This is a genomic window from Paenibacillus sp. WC2504, assembly GCF_052682475.1.
Window position 1 is genome coordinate 7,241,874 of sequence record NZ_JBQZFH010000001.1, and the last position, 13,350, is coordinate 7,255,223.

General features: G+C 46.7%; 14 protein-coding genes and 1 rRNA gene. All 15 read right to left on the reverse strand.

The window, feature by feature from the left end; translation table 11 throughout:
* Positions 1-269: 269 nt before the first annotated feature.
* A complete protein-coding gene (locus ACUN27_RS32955) occupies positions 270-1,136 on the reverse strand; it encodes a PhnE/PtxC family ABC transporter permease (protein WP_315956128.1) in 867 nt (288 codons plus the stop codon).
* A 1-nt stretch (position 1,137) separates the two neighbouring features.
* A complete protein-coding gene (locus ACUN27_RS32960; protein WP_315956129.1) occupies positions 1,138-1,923 on the reverse strand; it encodes a PhnE/PtxC family ABC transporter permease in 786 nt (261 codons plus the stop codon).
* Positions 1,913-2,701 carry a phosphonate ABC transporter ATP-binding protein gene (gene phnC, locus ACUN27_RS32965; protein WP_315956130.1) on the reverse strand — a complete coding sequence of 263 codons (789 nt, stop codon included), beginning with the start codon at positions 2,699-2,701 and terminating at the stop codon, positions 1,913-1,915. The genes ACUN27_RS32960 and phnC overlap by 11 nt, the downstream gene beginning before the upstream one ends.
* Positions 2,702-2,739: 38 nt before the next feature.
* Positions 2,740-3,804, reverse strand: coding sequence for a phosphate/phosphite/phosphonate ABC transporter substrate-binding protein (locus ACUN27_RS32970; RefSeq protein WP_445560293.1), 1,065 nt, complete (start codon positions 3,802-3,804; stop codon positions 2,740-2,742).
* Positions 3,805-3,877: 73 nt separating this feature from the next.
* Positions 3,878-4,606: a phosphonate C-P lyase system protein PhnL gene (locus tag ACUN27_RS32975; RefSeq protein ID WP_445560294.1), complete on the reverse strand. Its 729-nt coding sequence runs from the start codon at positions 4,604-4,606 to the stop codon at positions 3,878-3,880.
* 14 nt (positions 4,607-4,620) lie between these two features.
* On the reverse strand, positions 4,621-5,802 hold the full coding sequence (gene phnM / locus ACUN27_RS32980; RefSeq protein WP_445560689.1) for a phosphonate metabolism protein PhnM: 1,182 nt from the start codon (positions 5,800-5,802) through the stop codon (positions 4,621-4,623).
* Positions 5,803-5,829: 27 nt separating this feature from the next.
* Positions 5,830-6,675: an ATP-binding cassette domain-containing protein gene (locus ACUN27_RS32985; protein WP_315956134.1), complete on the reverse strand. Its 846-nt coding sequence runs from the start codon at positions 6,673-6,675 to the stop codon at positions 5,830-5,832.
* A 30-nt stretch (positions 6,676-6,705) separates the two neighbouring features.
* Entirely contained in the window at positions 6,706-7,539 is an 834-nt protein-coding gene (locus ACUN27_RS32990; protein WP_157322373.1) for an alpha-D-ribose 1-methylphosphonate 5-phosphate C-P-lyase PhnJ, read from the reverse strand.
* Positions 7,540-7,544: 5 nt separating this feature from the next.
* Positions 7,545-8,675, reverse strand: a complete 1,131-nt coding sequence (locus ACUN27_RS32995; protein WP_445560295.1) for a carbon-phosphorus lyase complex subunit PhnI — start codon at positions 8,673-8,675, stop codon at positions 7,545-7,547.
* A 3-nt stretch (positions 8,676-8,678) separates the two neighbouring features.
* Positions 8,679-9,272, reverse strand: coding sequence for a phosphonate C-P lyase system protein PhnH (gene phnH, locus ACUN27_RS33000; RefSeq protein WP_445560296.1), 594 nt, complete (start codon positions 9,270-9,272; stop codon positions 8,679-8,681).
* A 14-nt stretch (positions 9,273-9,286) separates the two neighbouring features.
* A complete protein-coding gene (gene phnG / locus ACUN27_RS33005; protein WP_445560297.1) occupies positions 9,287-9,712 on the reverse strand; it encodes a phosphonate C-P lyase system protein PhnG in 426 nt (141 codons plus the stop codon).
* Positions 9,713-10,043: 331 nt separating this feature from the next.
* Entirely contained in the window at positions 10,044-10,745 is a 702-nt protein-coding gene (locus ACUN27_RS33010; RefSeq protein ID WP_445560298.1) for a GntR family transcriptional regulator, read from the reverse strand.
* 21 nt (positions 10,746-10,766) lie between these two features.
* The gene (locus ACUN27_RS33015) at positions 10,767-11,399 is read right to left on the reverse strand and encodes a DapH/DapD/GlmU-related protein (protein ID WP_445560299.1); all 633 of its coding nucleotides are present in this window, start codon (positions 11,397-11,399) and stop codon (positions 10,767-10,769) included.
* Position 11,400: 1 nt separating this feature from the next.
* Entirely contained in the window at positions 11,401-12,270 is an 870-nt protein-coding gene (locus ACUN27_RS33020; RefSeq protein ID WP_445560300.1) for a PHP domain-containing protein, read from the reverse strand.
* Between the two features lie 836 nt (positions 12,271-13,106).
* A 5S ribosomal RNA gene (gene rrf / locus ACUN27_RS33025) occupies positions 13,107-13,223 on the reverse strand.
* Positions 13,224-13,350: the final 127 nt, after the last annotated feature.

Consider the following 13,350-nt stretch of genomic DNA (forward strand, 5'->3'; position numbering starts at 1 on the left):
CCCTTCCAGCGATTTAGCTGGAGTTTCTACCTCTATTTCCTTCCCCGCCACTGAACTGCGAGGATTACCGGTAGATTTTCCCGCTATTGCGGCTGCGAGGCATGGATGTAGGACCGAGTGAATCGTGCTCTTGTCATTAACGCCGATTACTCCTGCTAAATTGGCAGTATTTGATCAATTAGCTTCAGTCTGGCGTCAAGGCCTATGCTGCCAATCAAACATAAAGCGCATTCACCCCAAGGAGTGAATGCGCTTTTTGCTTTATGGGATCACCCATGAACCCTTAGCTTCTTCTTGATTTTTGCTGCAAGCAATTCAAGCAAGATAGCGAATGCAAGGATGAGATACGTGATAGCTCCGATTTCCCTCACATCATAATAGAAGGAACTGGCCATGAACATATCGAATCCGATGCCCCCCGCTCCAGCTGCTGCTCCCATCGCCAGAGCGACTGCGAAGTTGATCTCAAATCGCATAAACGTCCATGAGATCAAATAGGAGACGGACGATGGCAGCACAGCCTGAAACACGATTTGCCACCAATTGGCGCCGCTCGCTTTCAAGGCTTCAATAACCCCTTTGTCCAGTTCCTCGAACGATTCCGAGTACGCTTTGACGAGATAGCTGATGGAGTGGAAAGTCATTCCGATGACAGCCGCGACGCTTCCGAGTCCAGATGCAACAGCAAAAATTAAAACCCATAGAACGGTTGGAACCGCACGAATAAAAGCGACTCCGGCTTTAATGACGATAGATAGTTTAGGATTGGATAAATTGCGAGCTGCCAACAAGCCGAGGAACAGGGCGATGATCGAGCCGAACAATGTCGTCAAGAATGCAAGCCCCAATGTAATGGTCAACTGTTTAATAGCCTCAAAAAAGGTAATATGTTGAAAAAGCGGTTGAAAAAACATGGTTTTAACCGTTTGAGCCGTTAAAGAGGCGGCTTCTACAAGGTTAATGTCCTTATAGTCAAAAGTAACAAATGCAACAACCGTCAATAAAGCCAGGGCAACTAATGTCAGCCGGATTACAAAAGACTGTTTGTTAAAGGGGTTCTTGGGATTCACACTCTTGATGTGACTCCAGCTGGTGTCTTTGTTAGAGACAGCTTTCAAAGATTCTTGAAGGTCCATTTTACAAAATCACCCTCCTAACATACGTAGAAACCGATTCGATGGCGAAAATCGCAAGAACGATAACGATAACGACCAGAGAGGCAGAGCTGTAATTAAGGCCTTTGTAATATAAGCTGAAAAGAAAGCCTATGCCGGTACCCGTCAAGATGCCGATTAATGTTGCCTGACGAATGTTGGTTTCCACCATGAATAGAACCCAGCTGAGCAATTGCGGAATACTGGCAGGAATGACGGATTGAAAAATAATTGGAAAATAACCTGCCCCCGTCGACCTTAAGGCTTCGACAGAGCTATTGCTTACTTCATCGATGGACTCCATAAATGCTCTTGTTAGAAATCCGAATGAGCCGAAAAAGAGCGCGAAATATCCGGTAAGTACATTTTGCCCGAAAGAAATTAACAAAATCATGGACCAAGCAGCCACATCAATGTTGCGAAACAGCGTTGCGATTGAACGGCTTACAAAGCTGAAAACTCCGCCGACGCCTGTCGTATGTGAACCCGCAATGGCGAACAACAAGGCAAATACGGCTGCAACGGCGGTTGATGCTATAGACACAAGAATGGTCTCTGATAAGCTGCTAATGATTGCGGGAAGCCGCTTCATCGCTTTTTCATTGGGATAAAAATTGCTGGCCGCCCATTCGGCTGCTTTCGGTATAGAAGTAAAACCTTTGATGACGTTATAGTCTGTAACAACGATAGCGATTAGCGTGATGACCAATAGGAAAGCACAGAAGAGCAGCGTGTTCATGCGCTTTTTGGCAAAGAAGTTATCCCGCATATTTGCCCTCCAGCTCCTCGGCATGCTCTTCAAGCTCCGAGCCGTAAATCAGGGAAAGCTGGTCGCGCTTGATCTGTTTCGGGGAACCATCGTAGACGATAGCTCCTTTGTTCACACCAAGGATTCGATCCGAATACTTAAGCGCTACATCCACCTGATGCAGGTTAACAATGACCGTGATGCCCATATTGGTAGAGATCGTACGCAAGTAATCCATAATGACTTTGGAGGCATTCGGGTCCAAGGAAGCAATCGGCTCGTCGCACAGCAGCATCTTCGGATTCTGCACGAGCGCGCGGGCAATGCCCACTCTTTGCTTTTGCCCACCGCTTAACTGGTCACAACGCTTGTACACCTGATCTTCCAATCCGAGAATACTCAGAATGTCAAAAGCCTGCTTTTTCTCTTCCTTGGAATAAAGCCCCAGAACTCCCTCTAACGTTGACTTGTAGCCAAGACGTCCGTGCAGAACGTTCTCGACTACTGTCAGCCTGTTCACCAAATTGTAATGCTGGAACACCATACCCATCTGCGTTCTCAGCCGTTTCAATTCGTGCTTCTTGAAATTCATAATGTTCGCGCCATCAAAAATGATTTCTCCGCTGCTTGCGTCGATCATCCGATTAATACAGCGAAGGAGGGTTGATTTGCCTGCTCCGGAAGGGCCGATAATTGAAAGGAACTCCCCTTCCTTCACAGTGAAATTAACATCTGATAACGCTCTTGTATCCGCACCGTACTGTTTAGAGACCTGCTTGAATTCCAGTAACGTTGTCATGGTTGCTCCCTTAATCCCTTAGTTGGTTCGTCGTAACATTAGTTGTTGGACAGCATTCTAACCGGACCGAAAAAGGCATCATCCACAGGCAGGAATTTCTCTTTACCTGATTTTTGTTTGAACACGCCGGCATCTTTGGAGTCTTTAGGCAAGAAGATTTTCGGGTTTTTCGTTACAGCATCCGATGTTAGAGCATCCTTCAATTTTTTCACATCTTCCGCGCTGACCGTGTTTGTGTTAATAGCAAGTGGGGAGTTCAATACCGGCGTTACCGAAATGAGACTAAACTCTTTACCAACCTGCGTATTAAAAGGTTCCGCTGCTCCTTGTTTCACTTTGTATACCGCTCCTGGCGTGTTAGCCGTTCCTGAGCTCACTTCCACATAGTTAGCCACGCAAGTATCGCAGAAAGCAGCTACGTCAGCTTTACCTGTTAACAAATTGACAGCCGCTCCTTGGTGCGTGCCTCCGAAAAGAACTTCACTGAAGAACTTGTCCTTACCACCTTGAAGCAGATCATCAACGGTTAACTTTTTATACTGATCTTGTTTACTGAAATAGTTAACGATTCCGGCAGATGGCACTTTAAATCCGGATGTAGAAGAGTTCGATACGAATGAGAACTTTTTGCCGGCAATTTTATCGATGGCAAATCCGTTGCCGTTTTTGTATGCAGCCTCATCACCTTTACGTACGCCTAACCAGCTATAGTAAACAGCGTCTTCCAATGTGCCTGACTCACCGCTCGGAACAACCAGAGGCTGAACCTTGTTATTTTTTGCATTCGCTTCAACGTAGCCCTGTGGTCCCATATAAGCCAAATCCGCACCACCGCTGGCAATAGCTTCAATCGCGATGATGTAATCCGTTGTTGTCTTGTGCTCGACTTTTTTCCCCGTTGCTGCTGCGATTGCTTTTCCTAGTTCTTCACGTGCATCTTTCAACTCGGCACCGGATTCATTCGGATACCAAGCGATCGTGATGGTGTCTTTTGTTTTGACAGGCGCTGCTGCACCCTTGGAATCTCCTGCTGCTTTTGTACCGCAACCTGCTGCCACGGCAACTAAAGATAAAGAAATGATGAGTGTTAATATTTTTTTCATTTGAAAAAATCCTCCTATTATTCCTATTTTATCTAGGTTACCGCACAATTGTTTCCAGAATATTCTGTCTAATTTAAGAGATTGTAAACTTGTCCTTCTTCTCTGCTGTGTAGAATCGGCCATCCCTGATTTGATACTCCCGGTCACACAGATGATCCATGAATTCCAGGTCATGAAAAATACCGAGCATCGTAGTTCCTTGCTTCATCAATTGCTCAATCAATTGTTTCACTTTCAGTTTCGAACCGTGATCAAGGCTCGCCGTCGGCTCATCCAGCAGCAGCAGTCTCGGGCGCTTGACCATCGCTCTCGCAATATTTAACCGCAGCTTCTCCCCACCGGAAAAAGTGGCGGGATAGCTGTCCCACAAGCTGTAGTCGAGCTCGAAATGCTCCAGCATTTTGATCGTCTCCGCCTCCGCATACTGGGCATCATCGCCCATCTCCACGATGGCATTATGGACCAGCTCTCGAGCTGTCGTACGTGGCATGACGCTAAGAAATTGCGATACATAGCCAATTTCGTGTTTGCGAAGTTCGATAATCGTCCGTTCAGGAGCGGCAGCCAGATCGATACGGCCGAACCTCTCGGAGTTGTACCAAATATGTCCCGCATGAGGCAGGTAGGTACGGTAAATGCATTTCAGAACGGTGGATTTCCCACTTCCGCTTTTTCCAGTAATCCCTACGAATTCGCCTTCTTTCAGAAATAAACTGACATCTTCGATCGCAGAGATTTGTTTGTTTAAATTATGCAGCGTAAAAGATTTGGACAACCGTTCTATCGACAGCAAATTTTCCATGCCATCACCTCCTGTTAGATCCTGTAGTTCGTTTTCTGAATCAGTTTTCCGTCTACCAAGACGGTGGTCACAACTGGAAAATCATCCGGCTCCAATCGCTCAATGATCAGCAGGTCTGCCTTCTTTCCTTCCCGGACGGAGCCATATTCCGCGTCAATGTTAACCGCCTGTGCCGGATGAAGGGTAACGAGTTTGAACATTTCGACCAGATTCTGCTGGTTCGGTCCTGCGAGTTGGAACACAGCGTGAAGCATCGCTGCCGGGTAATAGTCGCTGCATAGTATATCGATACAGCCATCTTCAATAGCCTCAGCTGCAGATAAGTTGCCGCTATGCGAGCCGCCAAGAATGACATTGGGAGCGCCAGCTACGGTATGCAAGCCCTTCTCTTTCGCTTTGCGGGCGATGTCGAGCGTGATTGGGAACTCGCTGATGGCGGTGCCAAAGCTCTTCACCAAATCCAACTTCTCTACCGAATCGTCATCATGCGAGGCAATGGCGATGTTGTGCGCTCTGGCCATTTCGGCGATTTCCCTTATCGCGTCTACCGTCATTTTCTCTTTGGTCTGATGGTTGGCGATCAACACGGCGATGTTCTCATCGGACAGCGTGTCGTAGCCGAGAACCGTCTTTTTGTACACTTCCAGATCTCTGTATTGTCCTTGTCCAGGTGTGTGATCCATGAAAGATACCAAGTGGACCTTCTCTTCCTCAATGTAGCTCTTCAGGTTATCAATCTGATCCAGATTGTCGATCTCGAATCTGGCATGAAAACGATGGCGAATCAAATGCTTGCTGTTGTGCGTGCTATCGATCAAATCGATGAGCTTCCGTACATTTTCAGGCTCCCGAATCGGACGGTACTTGTAATCAACGGATTTGAAAATGGACAAAGAGTGGTACATCGTCGTAATGCCATGTGAAATAAGTTCTTTCTCTGTTTCGCGCAAACCAATTTTAAAATCGATAAGTGAAGTTGGCCTAGGTGCCGTCATATGCTCAATGTAATCGGAGTGGATGTCGATCATCCCCGGAGTCACGTAACCTCCGCCTGCATCGATGACTTCCATGCCACTCACTTCTGCAATCTCACCTTTGAGGGCAATTCTGGCGATTAGCCCGTCTTGGACCCATAGATCATAACCCTCCAAAAGCGCTTCTTCCGTAATAATGATGCCATTCGTTAGTAGATACATCATAAAGACCTCCACTCAAGGGATTCGTTATAACAGGGAATGAACCAACTGTTGTGTATAGGCATGTTGTGGATCTTCCAGGATTTGGTCCGTCAAGCCCTGCTCAACGACACGGCCGTCCAGCATCACCATCGTCCGATCTGCCAGCATCCGGATCACGCCAAGATCATGCGACACTAGCAGCATGCTGATCTTCAGCTCTCTTTGCAGGTGCTTGATCAAATCCAACACATTGGCCTGCACGGATAAATCAAGTCCGGTCGTCACTTCGTCCAGCAATAAAATCGGTGGGTTATTCGACAATGCTTTGGCAATTTGAACGCGCTGCTGCATACCGCCGGAGAAATTTTTCGGTGCTTCCTTCATCCGGTAAACCGGAATATGAACCTGCTCCAACAGCTCGCTTCCCCTGGACTCCATGGCGCTGACCGAACGATTTCCAGCTGCGATCATTTTTTCCGCAATATTACCGATCGAGGAGAAGTTCATCCTCAAGCCCATAACCGGATTTTGATACACCTTGCCCATGAGATGATTACGGATGTGCTTCTTCTGTTGGGATGATTCCTGAAAAAGGTTGCTCTCGCCATCTTTGTATGGCTGAAGGTAAGCCTCGCCGCCGGACACTTCCTGATCGAAGTAAAGACATCTCATCAATGTCGATTTGCCGCTGCCGCTTTCGCCTACAATACCAAGAACCTCGCCGGGGTATAGATCGAAAGTGATGTCCTGGCACGAATAGACGGTACCGCAAGCCCGGCAATAATTTCTCTCCAACTGCCTGGTCTCCGGGTTACTGCACGCTTCACAGCCTGAACCGAATTGTTTATTTAAATGATTAACACTCAAAATAGGGGTTGCAATTTCTCCCATCCTCATGTCACCTCTTCCTCTTTGGAGCGATTATGGATTCATTCGTTCTAAGCAATAACTTGTATCATTACATTGATAAAATGTTTCATCTGTTTCGGCGTCATAAAGCTCATCCATAAATACATCTTGTGCTCCGCATTGCCGGCAGCTTTGACCTGGGAATGACTCCGGTTCGAAAGGAACATCGTCAAACGCCAAGGAAACCACTTGCGTATACGGTGGAACGGCATAGATTTTTTTCTCACGTCCCGCACCCAGCAAAATTAATGCCTCGGAGTAGTTCATCTTCGGATTGTCGAACTTTGGAATCGGGCTTGGCGCCATGACATAGCGGTCATGCACCATCACCGGATGATCCGCACCTGTGGATACACTGCCGTACTTCATAATTTGCTCGAATAACATCAACCAAGCTCCGCTATAATCTTTTTCCCCATGCAGGCGTTTGGTTTCCAGTTCACTGGATTCGTACATCCGCAGCGGCTCCGGCATTGGAACTTGCAGCACAAGGATTTGCCCTGCATCCAGCGGGACTTCCGGAATACGGTGCCGGGATTGGATTAGCGTAGCATCCTGCGTTGCGTCTACCGTAGGAACACCCGTTGTTTTGTCGATCAGCTTCTTGATGCTGACGGCATTCACCGATTCATCCGATCCTTGATCGATCACTTTCAGCACATCGCTTTTCCCGATTAGGGACAACGTCAGCTGTAAACCCCCGGTTCCCCAACCACGTCCGATTGGCAGTTCACGGGAAGCGAAAGGCACCTGATAACCCGGAATCGCTATCGCTTTAAGCGTAGCCCGGCGGATCTCTCTCTTGGACCCTTCATCCAGAAACGCAAAGTTATATTGGATTCGCATCTGCCTTATACCTCCTGGCCTTTGCCCACTGGGGTTTTTCTCGTCTTACGAACATCGTTAAGCTTCGCTTGGAACGTAACATAATGCGGCATTTTCAAATGAGAAATGAAACCTGTTGATTCGACAGAATCAATATGGAAAAGGACAAACTCCTCATTTTGCGTAGGAATCGACTTGTCGCCTTTTTCGAGGCTTTTGTCCAGAATGCTCATGGCAATGGCTTTCGTTTCATTTTGTCCGTAACAGAGACCGTATCCGAATTCAAGCTGCAGCTCTTTCCGGCCATTCTCCTTCTCAACCGTTACTGGCACGAGCATTTCCACCTCAGTTACCTTAATGTCACCGATAAAATAGGCATCATCCTCTTCACCAGACTTCGTGAGCGGACTGTCGATATATACGGGAAGCTCTCCGACTCGCAGCTCTCCGACTGTAGGATGGACCATGCCATATCCACGAATGACTGCATAGGCCAGTGAAGTAACGGCTCCCGTCTGTCCTCTTGTCAAAACTTGCAGCTTCTCACTCCGTGTTGCAGGAAACGTGAGACTTGTCCGGGTCACATCATCCGGTTCGGTTGGATCCATTGGACATTCGGCAATGAGCCCTTCTTTCCTCAAGTAATCCAACACTTTGGGAAATCGCCCGTCATTTGTATCGGTCATCTCTTGAGCCGAAATCTCTTCCGCTTTACGATATTCTTCCAACCATTGCGTCACTGTTTCTTCTGTCTCATCGACCAGGTCGAAGTCCAAAAGCCTATGGGAATAATCCATGGAAGCACCTAGAATTTGCCCGCCGGGAATATCCTTGAACGAAGCGGAAATTCGTCTTTCCACCCGCATCTCCTCCGAGTGCACAGTTCTGGAATAATGCTTTCGAGGCAGCGTAGAACGATAGGCACGAAGTAGGAAAACCGCTTCCTCCGGGTTACCTTCCGCTTGCTTAATCGCCAGTGCCGCAAGTTGTTCGCTGTACATGCTGCTTTCTGACATGACTTGATCAACGAGCCCTCTCATGCCAGCTTCAATCGCAGACACATCCAGCACCTTGCCCTGCTGCAACCGTTCATACTGGATTCGTTGCAAAGATTGTTCAATTGCTCGCGTTCCACCTTTTACCGCTACATAACCCATCTTTTAGACTTCCTCCTTCATGACCTGAGTCGTCCTAGGCAATGCCAGCATACCGTGGGAAGCATCTGTAAAAATCAGATCCAGCCCAAGTGGAAACTCAGCATTTCGTTCAGCACGAATGGCCATCCACTCGTCTGCTACCTGCATCTCAGCTTTAAAGGTCGTCCGAATCCCGGGACCGCTCATAAGCAGCTTCGTTCCGCCGGATAAACCTTCCGTTTCGATAATGATCGTCGCTGAGCTGTGCGGGTCCTGAAGCTCTCCGATTTTGGCCGTTTCCAACGCTCGAAGCAATTCCGATGGCTCAGCATCGCTAAGGACGAAGATGAAATCCGCTTCCTCTAGCTCAACCTCTTTGGCATACGTAGATTGACTAAGCGCTTGGGCCATCTCATTTTCCCGCTTAGACACGACCTTGAAAGTCACTTCCGTATCAAGCAGCATTCGCGCTGCTATATACGTTGCAGGCAGATAACCTTGTAAGTGTTCCAGCTTTCCTGCTTCTTCCGAAAGGTCTGAAATTGTCCCCGGCCTTGACATCGAGTCAATTAACTTTCTATAAGCGGTTTGGATGTCGTGCACCATATCCAGCATCATCGGTCAAACTCCTTTCAATCTATATCCATCGTTTCAAAATCTACCTTGGTTCGTAAAACACTCTTGTGCTGCGCTTGTCGTCTTGCCGCTAATAGTTCGCCTTCCGACTGTAGCAAAGCTGTCCAAACCTCTGTCTCCTTCAAGCCGGCTCCATACGCCGCATCGATAACAGCCAGTTCGTACGCTTTCTTCGGCTCGTCACCTTTCAATAGGCCAATCCCAACTGCGCCTTCGACGCGCACCTTACATTCGGTTACCAGCACCTCGCCCAAGTAAAACAAGCTTTTTTGTGCTGTCTCCCTTACCTTCACCATAACAAGTCCATGATTCGGCTCTTCGATTAAAGCAACAGGATATCGGCTTTCAATCTCATTAGCCAAAGCAGCAGCGAGCTGGGGCGAACCGTTAATCAGCATTTCCGTTCTTTGCTTCCGATTCATGTCTAAGCCTCCTTCTTCCCTATGCAATGCAACTTCACATCATCCACAATGTGCAAACTAACTTTACTTCACGCACGATAGAGCAAACCAACCTTACTTCACACACTTCACACACAATAGAGCAAACCAACCTTACTTCACACACTTCACACACAATAGAGCAAACCAAAAAACCAAACTTAAATCACTCACAATAGTGCTACCAATCTCACTTCACTCACAATATTGCAAACCAACCTCACATCACCCGCAATATTGCAAACGAACCTCACATCACACACAATATCTTGTTGCCAGGTTAGCAGCTGTTAAGTTTGTGTAAAACGCAATTCTAAATAACATAAGTAAACAAATCCCCACGATACATCGTTTTACTGTATTCCAAAGTTCGGCCAAATTCGCTGTCCTTGCACTCGCATTCTAGGACCAGCAATGGAATCAGACTGGAACAAGCCAGCAGCTCCCTTTCATATTTGGAAGGATGCGTTAACCGAAGTGTTGACTCTGTAGATTGAAAGCTCTTGTAACCATGATTTTTGTAATAGTTAAACATTGAAGTAATATCCTTACCCGATCTTTCTATATTAGGGAAAACAGATTCAGCAACATAGGAAATATGCAGCGCTATCGGCCTACTGTCGATGATGCGAAGACGGCCAATCTTGTAGACACGATCCGTTTCCTCTACGCCAAGCGTCTCGTATATTTTGTGATTGAATTCGATTGGATCGCAAAAAATATTTTTCGACTCGTATTTATACCCGAGCTCAATCATTTTCTGGCTAAAGCTTTTATTGGCGGAAAGCACCAGGGGGATTCGCAGGTTTCTATCCTGCACGAAGCTTCCTTTTCCCTGTTTGGAGTAAATGTAGCCGAGCTCCTGAAGCCGTTCATAGGCTTTACGAGCCGTGATACGAGGAACCTTGAACCAATCTGCGATTTCATTCTCGGATGGCAGTTTATCGTCAGGCTCATACTTCCCCGATTGAATCATCTGGATGAGATGGTCCATGATATCCATTTCTTCAAACATGCTTGCCGCCTCCCTCTCCAATTACGCGTATTTCTTCACGAAACTCGTGATATCGTTCAATTCATGGAACCTTTCTTGAATGAGTTCACGGGGCCAATCCCACCAAGCAATTTGAAACAACACATCAATGATCTCTTGAGAAAATCTTTGCTTGATCGGTCTCGCAGGCACACCCACTACTACCGTATATGGAGCAACATCCTTGGTAACAATAGCTCCTGAACCGACAACAGCTCCTGTACCAATGTGAACACCTTTCATTACAGTCGCTCCATGTCCGATCCAAACATCATGTCCGATCGTGACACGATTTCCTCTGCGCCAGTTAAAAATCTCCTCGTCATTCGTGTCACTGAGTCCGTAAGAAGCTCCCCGGTACGTCATGTGATGTTGCGTCACCCGATCCATAGGGTGATCAACGGGATTGATACAAACGTGCGAGGCAATGGACGTAAATTTGCCTACCTCGGCATAATTGATCGTCACATCATCCATCGTATAGGTATAGTCACCGATTCGGGACTCGATAATATGATTCGTTGGGCCGATGGAAGTCCACTCTCCAGCAAAACTGTTCGTAATATGACTGCTTGCGTGAATCCTTAGCTCGGAAGATAATGGAAGGCTGGCATGGGTTTGATGGATCGGCTTCATATCAAATCATCTCCTTGTTGGATAGCGCTTGTTTGCGTTCACGCAGCTCGTTCACTACATGCAAACCGGGGGATTTGCTTCCCAATTGCACGTCTTTTTCGCCATAAAATCCATGAAAATCAGAGCCACCGGTCATCACCAAGTTAAACTGCAAGGCATACTCATGAGCTCTTCGCTCATCTTCCTGATTGTGCAGCGGATGCCACACCTCGATGCCTTGGAGACCTGCTTCCACCAGATCCGGAACCAATTCAAAGCTACTATATTGCCCCGGATGTGCCAACACAGGTACTCCGCCTGCCTGTAAAATGACCCTAACGGCTTCACAAGCATCTACATATTCTGTCGGGATGTAGGCAATACCCGGCTGTTCGCCGCTTTGACCGCGAGAAAACAGCTTTTTATATAAATCGCCATAGATCGTTGTTGTATACCCCTGCTCTATTAAGGCATGCATAATATGCTGCTTGTAGATACCCGTTCCGCCTTCAGCATGCTTCATCACATCATCCAAAGTATTTAAGTACCCGGCCTTGATCAGTCTATCAATCGCTGTAAGGCAGCCTTGGTGACGTCTTTCCAGCAGCGGACTGCATAACGCCTCAATCGCAGCGTTTCCTGGCTCTATGAAGTAACCAAGAATATGAACCCTTCTCTTTCTTGCAAAATCATAACCTGAGATTTCTATGCCAGGAATGATCTCTACGCCTCTCTCCTGCCCAGTATGGACCATTTGCTGAAGATCACGGGTTGTATCATGATTCGTAATCGCCAAATGACCAATACCTTCTTGAATAGCCAGATTCAATATTTCATCAAATGTGAAAGAACCATCTGATAGTCTTGTATGGCAATGCAGTTCTACTTTCATAGAAACATCCTCCTTGAAAAGAACGTGAAAATCGTTTTTAATTCCGTGCGTTTTCTTGTTTTTATTTTGTTTTGTTCTTTAAATCAATTCTAACTTGATGCCAAGTTCTTAGGGTCAATGCTGTGTAATCGCCAGGTTAAGAAATTGTAAGGATATAAAAAAAGGACCTAGCAGGAGGCTAGATCCGGGAAGGAGCACGAACACTAATGCAGTACTCTCGTGTATACGACTGTCGTAGTCTTGCATGAGCAGTTTCGATGGACTGATAGGCTGATAGACCGATAGACTGTTGGATTGATGGAGTTGAACGATTTATTTGATCGTGCAAAGTTTAACATGCCTGGTGGGAATGAAACCCTGCACTCGCTCAAGGGAACTGGAGTCCGCTATTCGGAGAAATACGAGTAGTTTTTCTTTTGAGCGGAACTACAGGCTCTTATTTGTTCTCCTTGGTGTGTTTTTCAGCTGATATCTGCAAAATAGAGGACCGTAGTTCCCCTTGGCTATAAAACATGCCTTTTCAGAGAGATAGCGGCCTGTAGTTCCTCAAGAGCTTAAAACATCAGCAGACTTGGCAAGTTAACGGCAAAAAGTGCAGGTAATGATGCTCCGCTGCTCAGAATAACAAACTTAGATGTAAAATGTGCAGCTAATTTCGGTGAATTGATCTTTTTGGGGCATTTCGTGTGGACTTACCTGTACAAAATGCAGGTAATGAGTTGAAAAAGGGCTGAGGCTGTTGATTTTGATGTACTTTCTGCAGCTACGTGATAAGATGAACGAAATAAACAAAAAAAACCTTTCTGAGATTTCTCTCAAAAAGGTTCTTCATTTGTGCTTGGCAACGTTCTACTCTCCCAGAACCCTGCGGTTCAAGTACCATCGACGCTGGAGGGCTTAACGGTCGTGTTCGAGATGGGAACGCGTGGGTCCCCTCCGCCATCATCACCAAACGTGATGCTTCTGCCAGGAAACATCTTTAAATCAATTCAGGACGTCTTGCACCCTGAAAACTAGATACGAAACTTGCGTAAAGTAAATTTGTCAACTACGTTAGACCTAGCGACTAGCTGCTTAGTC

Bases quoted from the DNA above. Each gene is read 5' to 3' on its own strand.
- ACUN27_RS32955 (WP_315956128.1), bottom strand. From the start codon at position 1,136: ATGGACCTTCAAGAATCTTTGAAAGCTGTCTCTAACAAAGACACCAGC.
- ACUN27_RS32960 (WP_315956129.1), bottom strand. From the start codon at position 1,923: ATGCGGGATAACTTCTTTGCCAAAAAGCGCATGAACACGCTGCTCTTC.
- phnC (WP_315956130.1), bottom strand. From the start codon at position 2,701: ATGACAACGTTACTGGAATTCAAGCAGGTCTCTAAACAGTACGGTGCG.
- ACUN27_RS32970 (WP_445560293.1), bottom strand. From the start codon at position 3,804: ATGAAAAAAATATTAACACTCATCATTTCTTTATCTTTAGTTGCCGTG.
- ACUN27_RS32975 (WP_445560294.1), bottom strand. From the start codon at position 4,606: ATGGAAAATTTGCTGTCGATAGAACGGTTGTCCAAATCTTTTACGCTG.
- phnM (WP_445560689.1), bottom strand. From the start codon at position 5,802: ATGTATCTACTAACGAATGGCATCATTATTACGGAAGAAGCGCTTTTG.
- ACUN27_RS32985 (WP_315956134.1), bottom strand. From the start codon at position 6,675: ATGGGAGAAATTGCAACCCCTATTTTGAGTGTTAATCATTTAAATAAA.
- ACUN27_RS32990 (WP_157322373.1), bottom strand. From the start codon at position 7,539: ATGCGAATCCAATATAACTTTGCGTTTCTGGATGAAGGGTCCAAGAGA.
- ACUN27_RS32995 (WP_445560295.1), bottom strand. From the start codon at position 8,675: ATGGGTTATGTAGCGGTAAAAGGTGGAACGCGAGCAATTGAACAATCT.
- phnH (WP_445560296.1), bottom strand. From the start codon at position 9,272: ATGATGCTGGATATGGTGCACGACATCCAAACCGCTTATAGAAAGTTA.
- phnG (WP_445560297.1), bottom strand. From the start codon at position 9,712: ATGAATCGGAAGCAAAGAACGGAAATGCTGATTAACGGTTCGCCCCAG.
- ACUN27_RS33010 (WP_445560298.1), bottom strand. From the start codon at position 10,745: ATGTTTGAAGAAATGGATATCATGGACCATCTCATCCAGATGATTCAA.
- ACUN27_RS33015 (WP_445560299.1), bottom strand. From the start codon at position 11,399: ATGAAGCCGATCCATCAAACCCATGCCAGCCTTCCATTATCTTCCGAG.
- ACUN27_RS33020 (WP_445560300.1), bottom strand. From the start codon at position 12,270: ATGAAAGTAGAACTGCATTGCCATACAAGACTATCAGATGGTTCTTTC.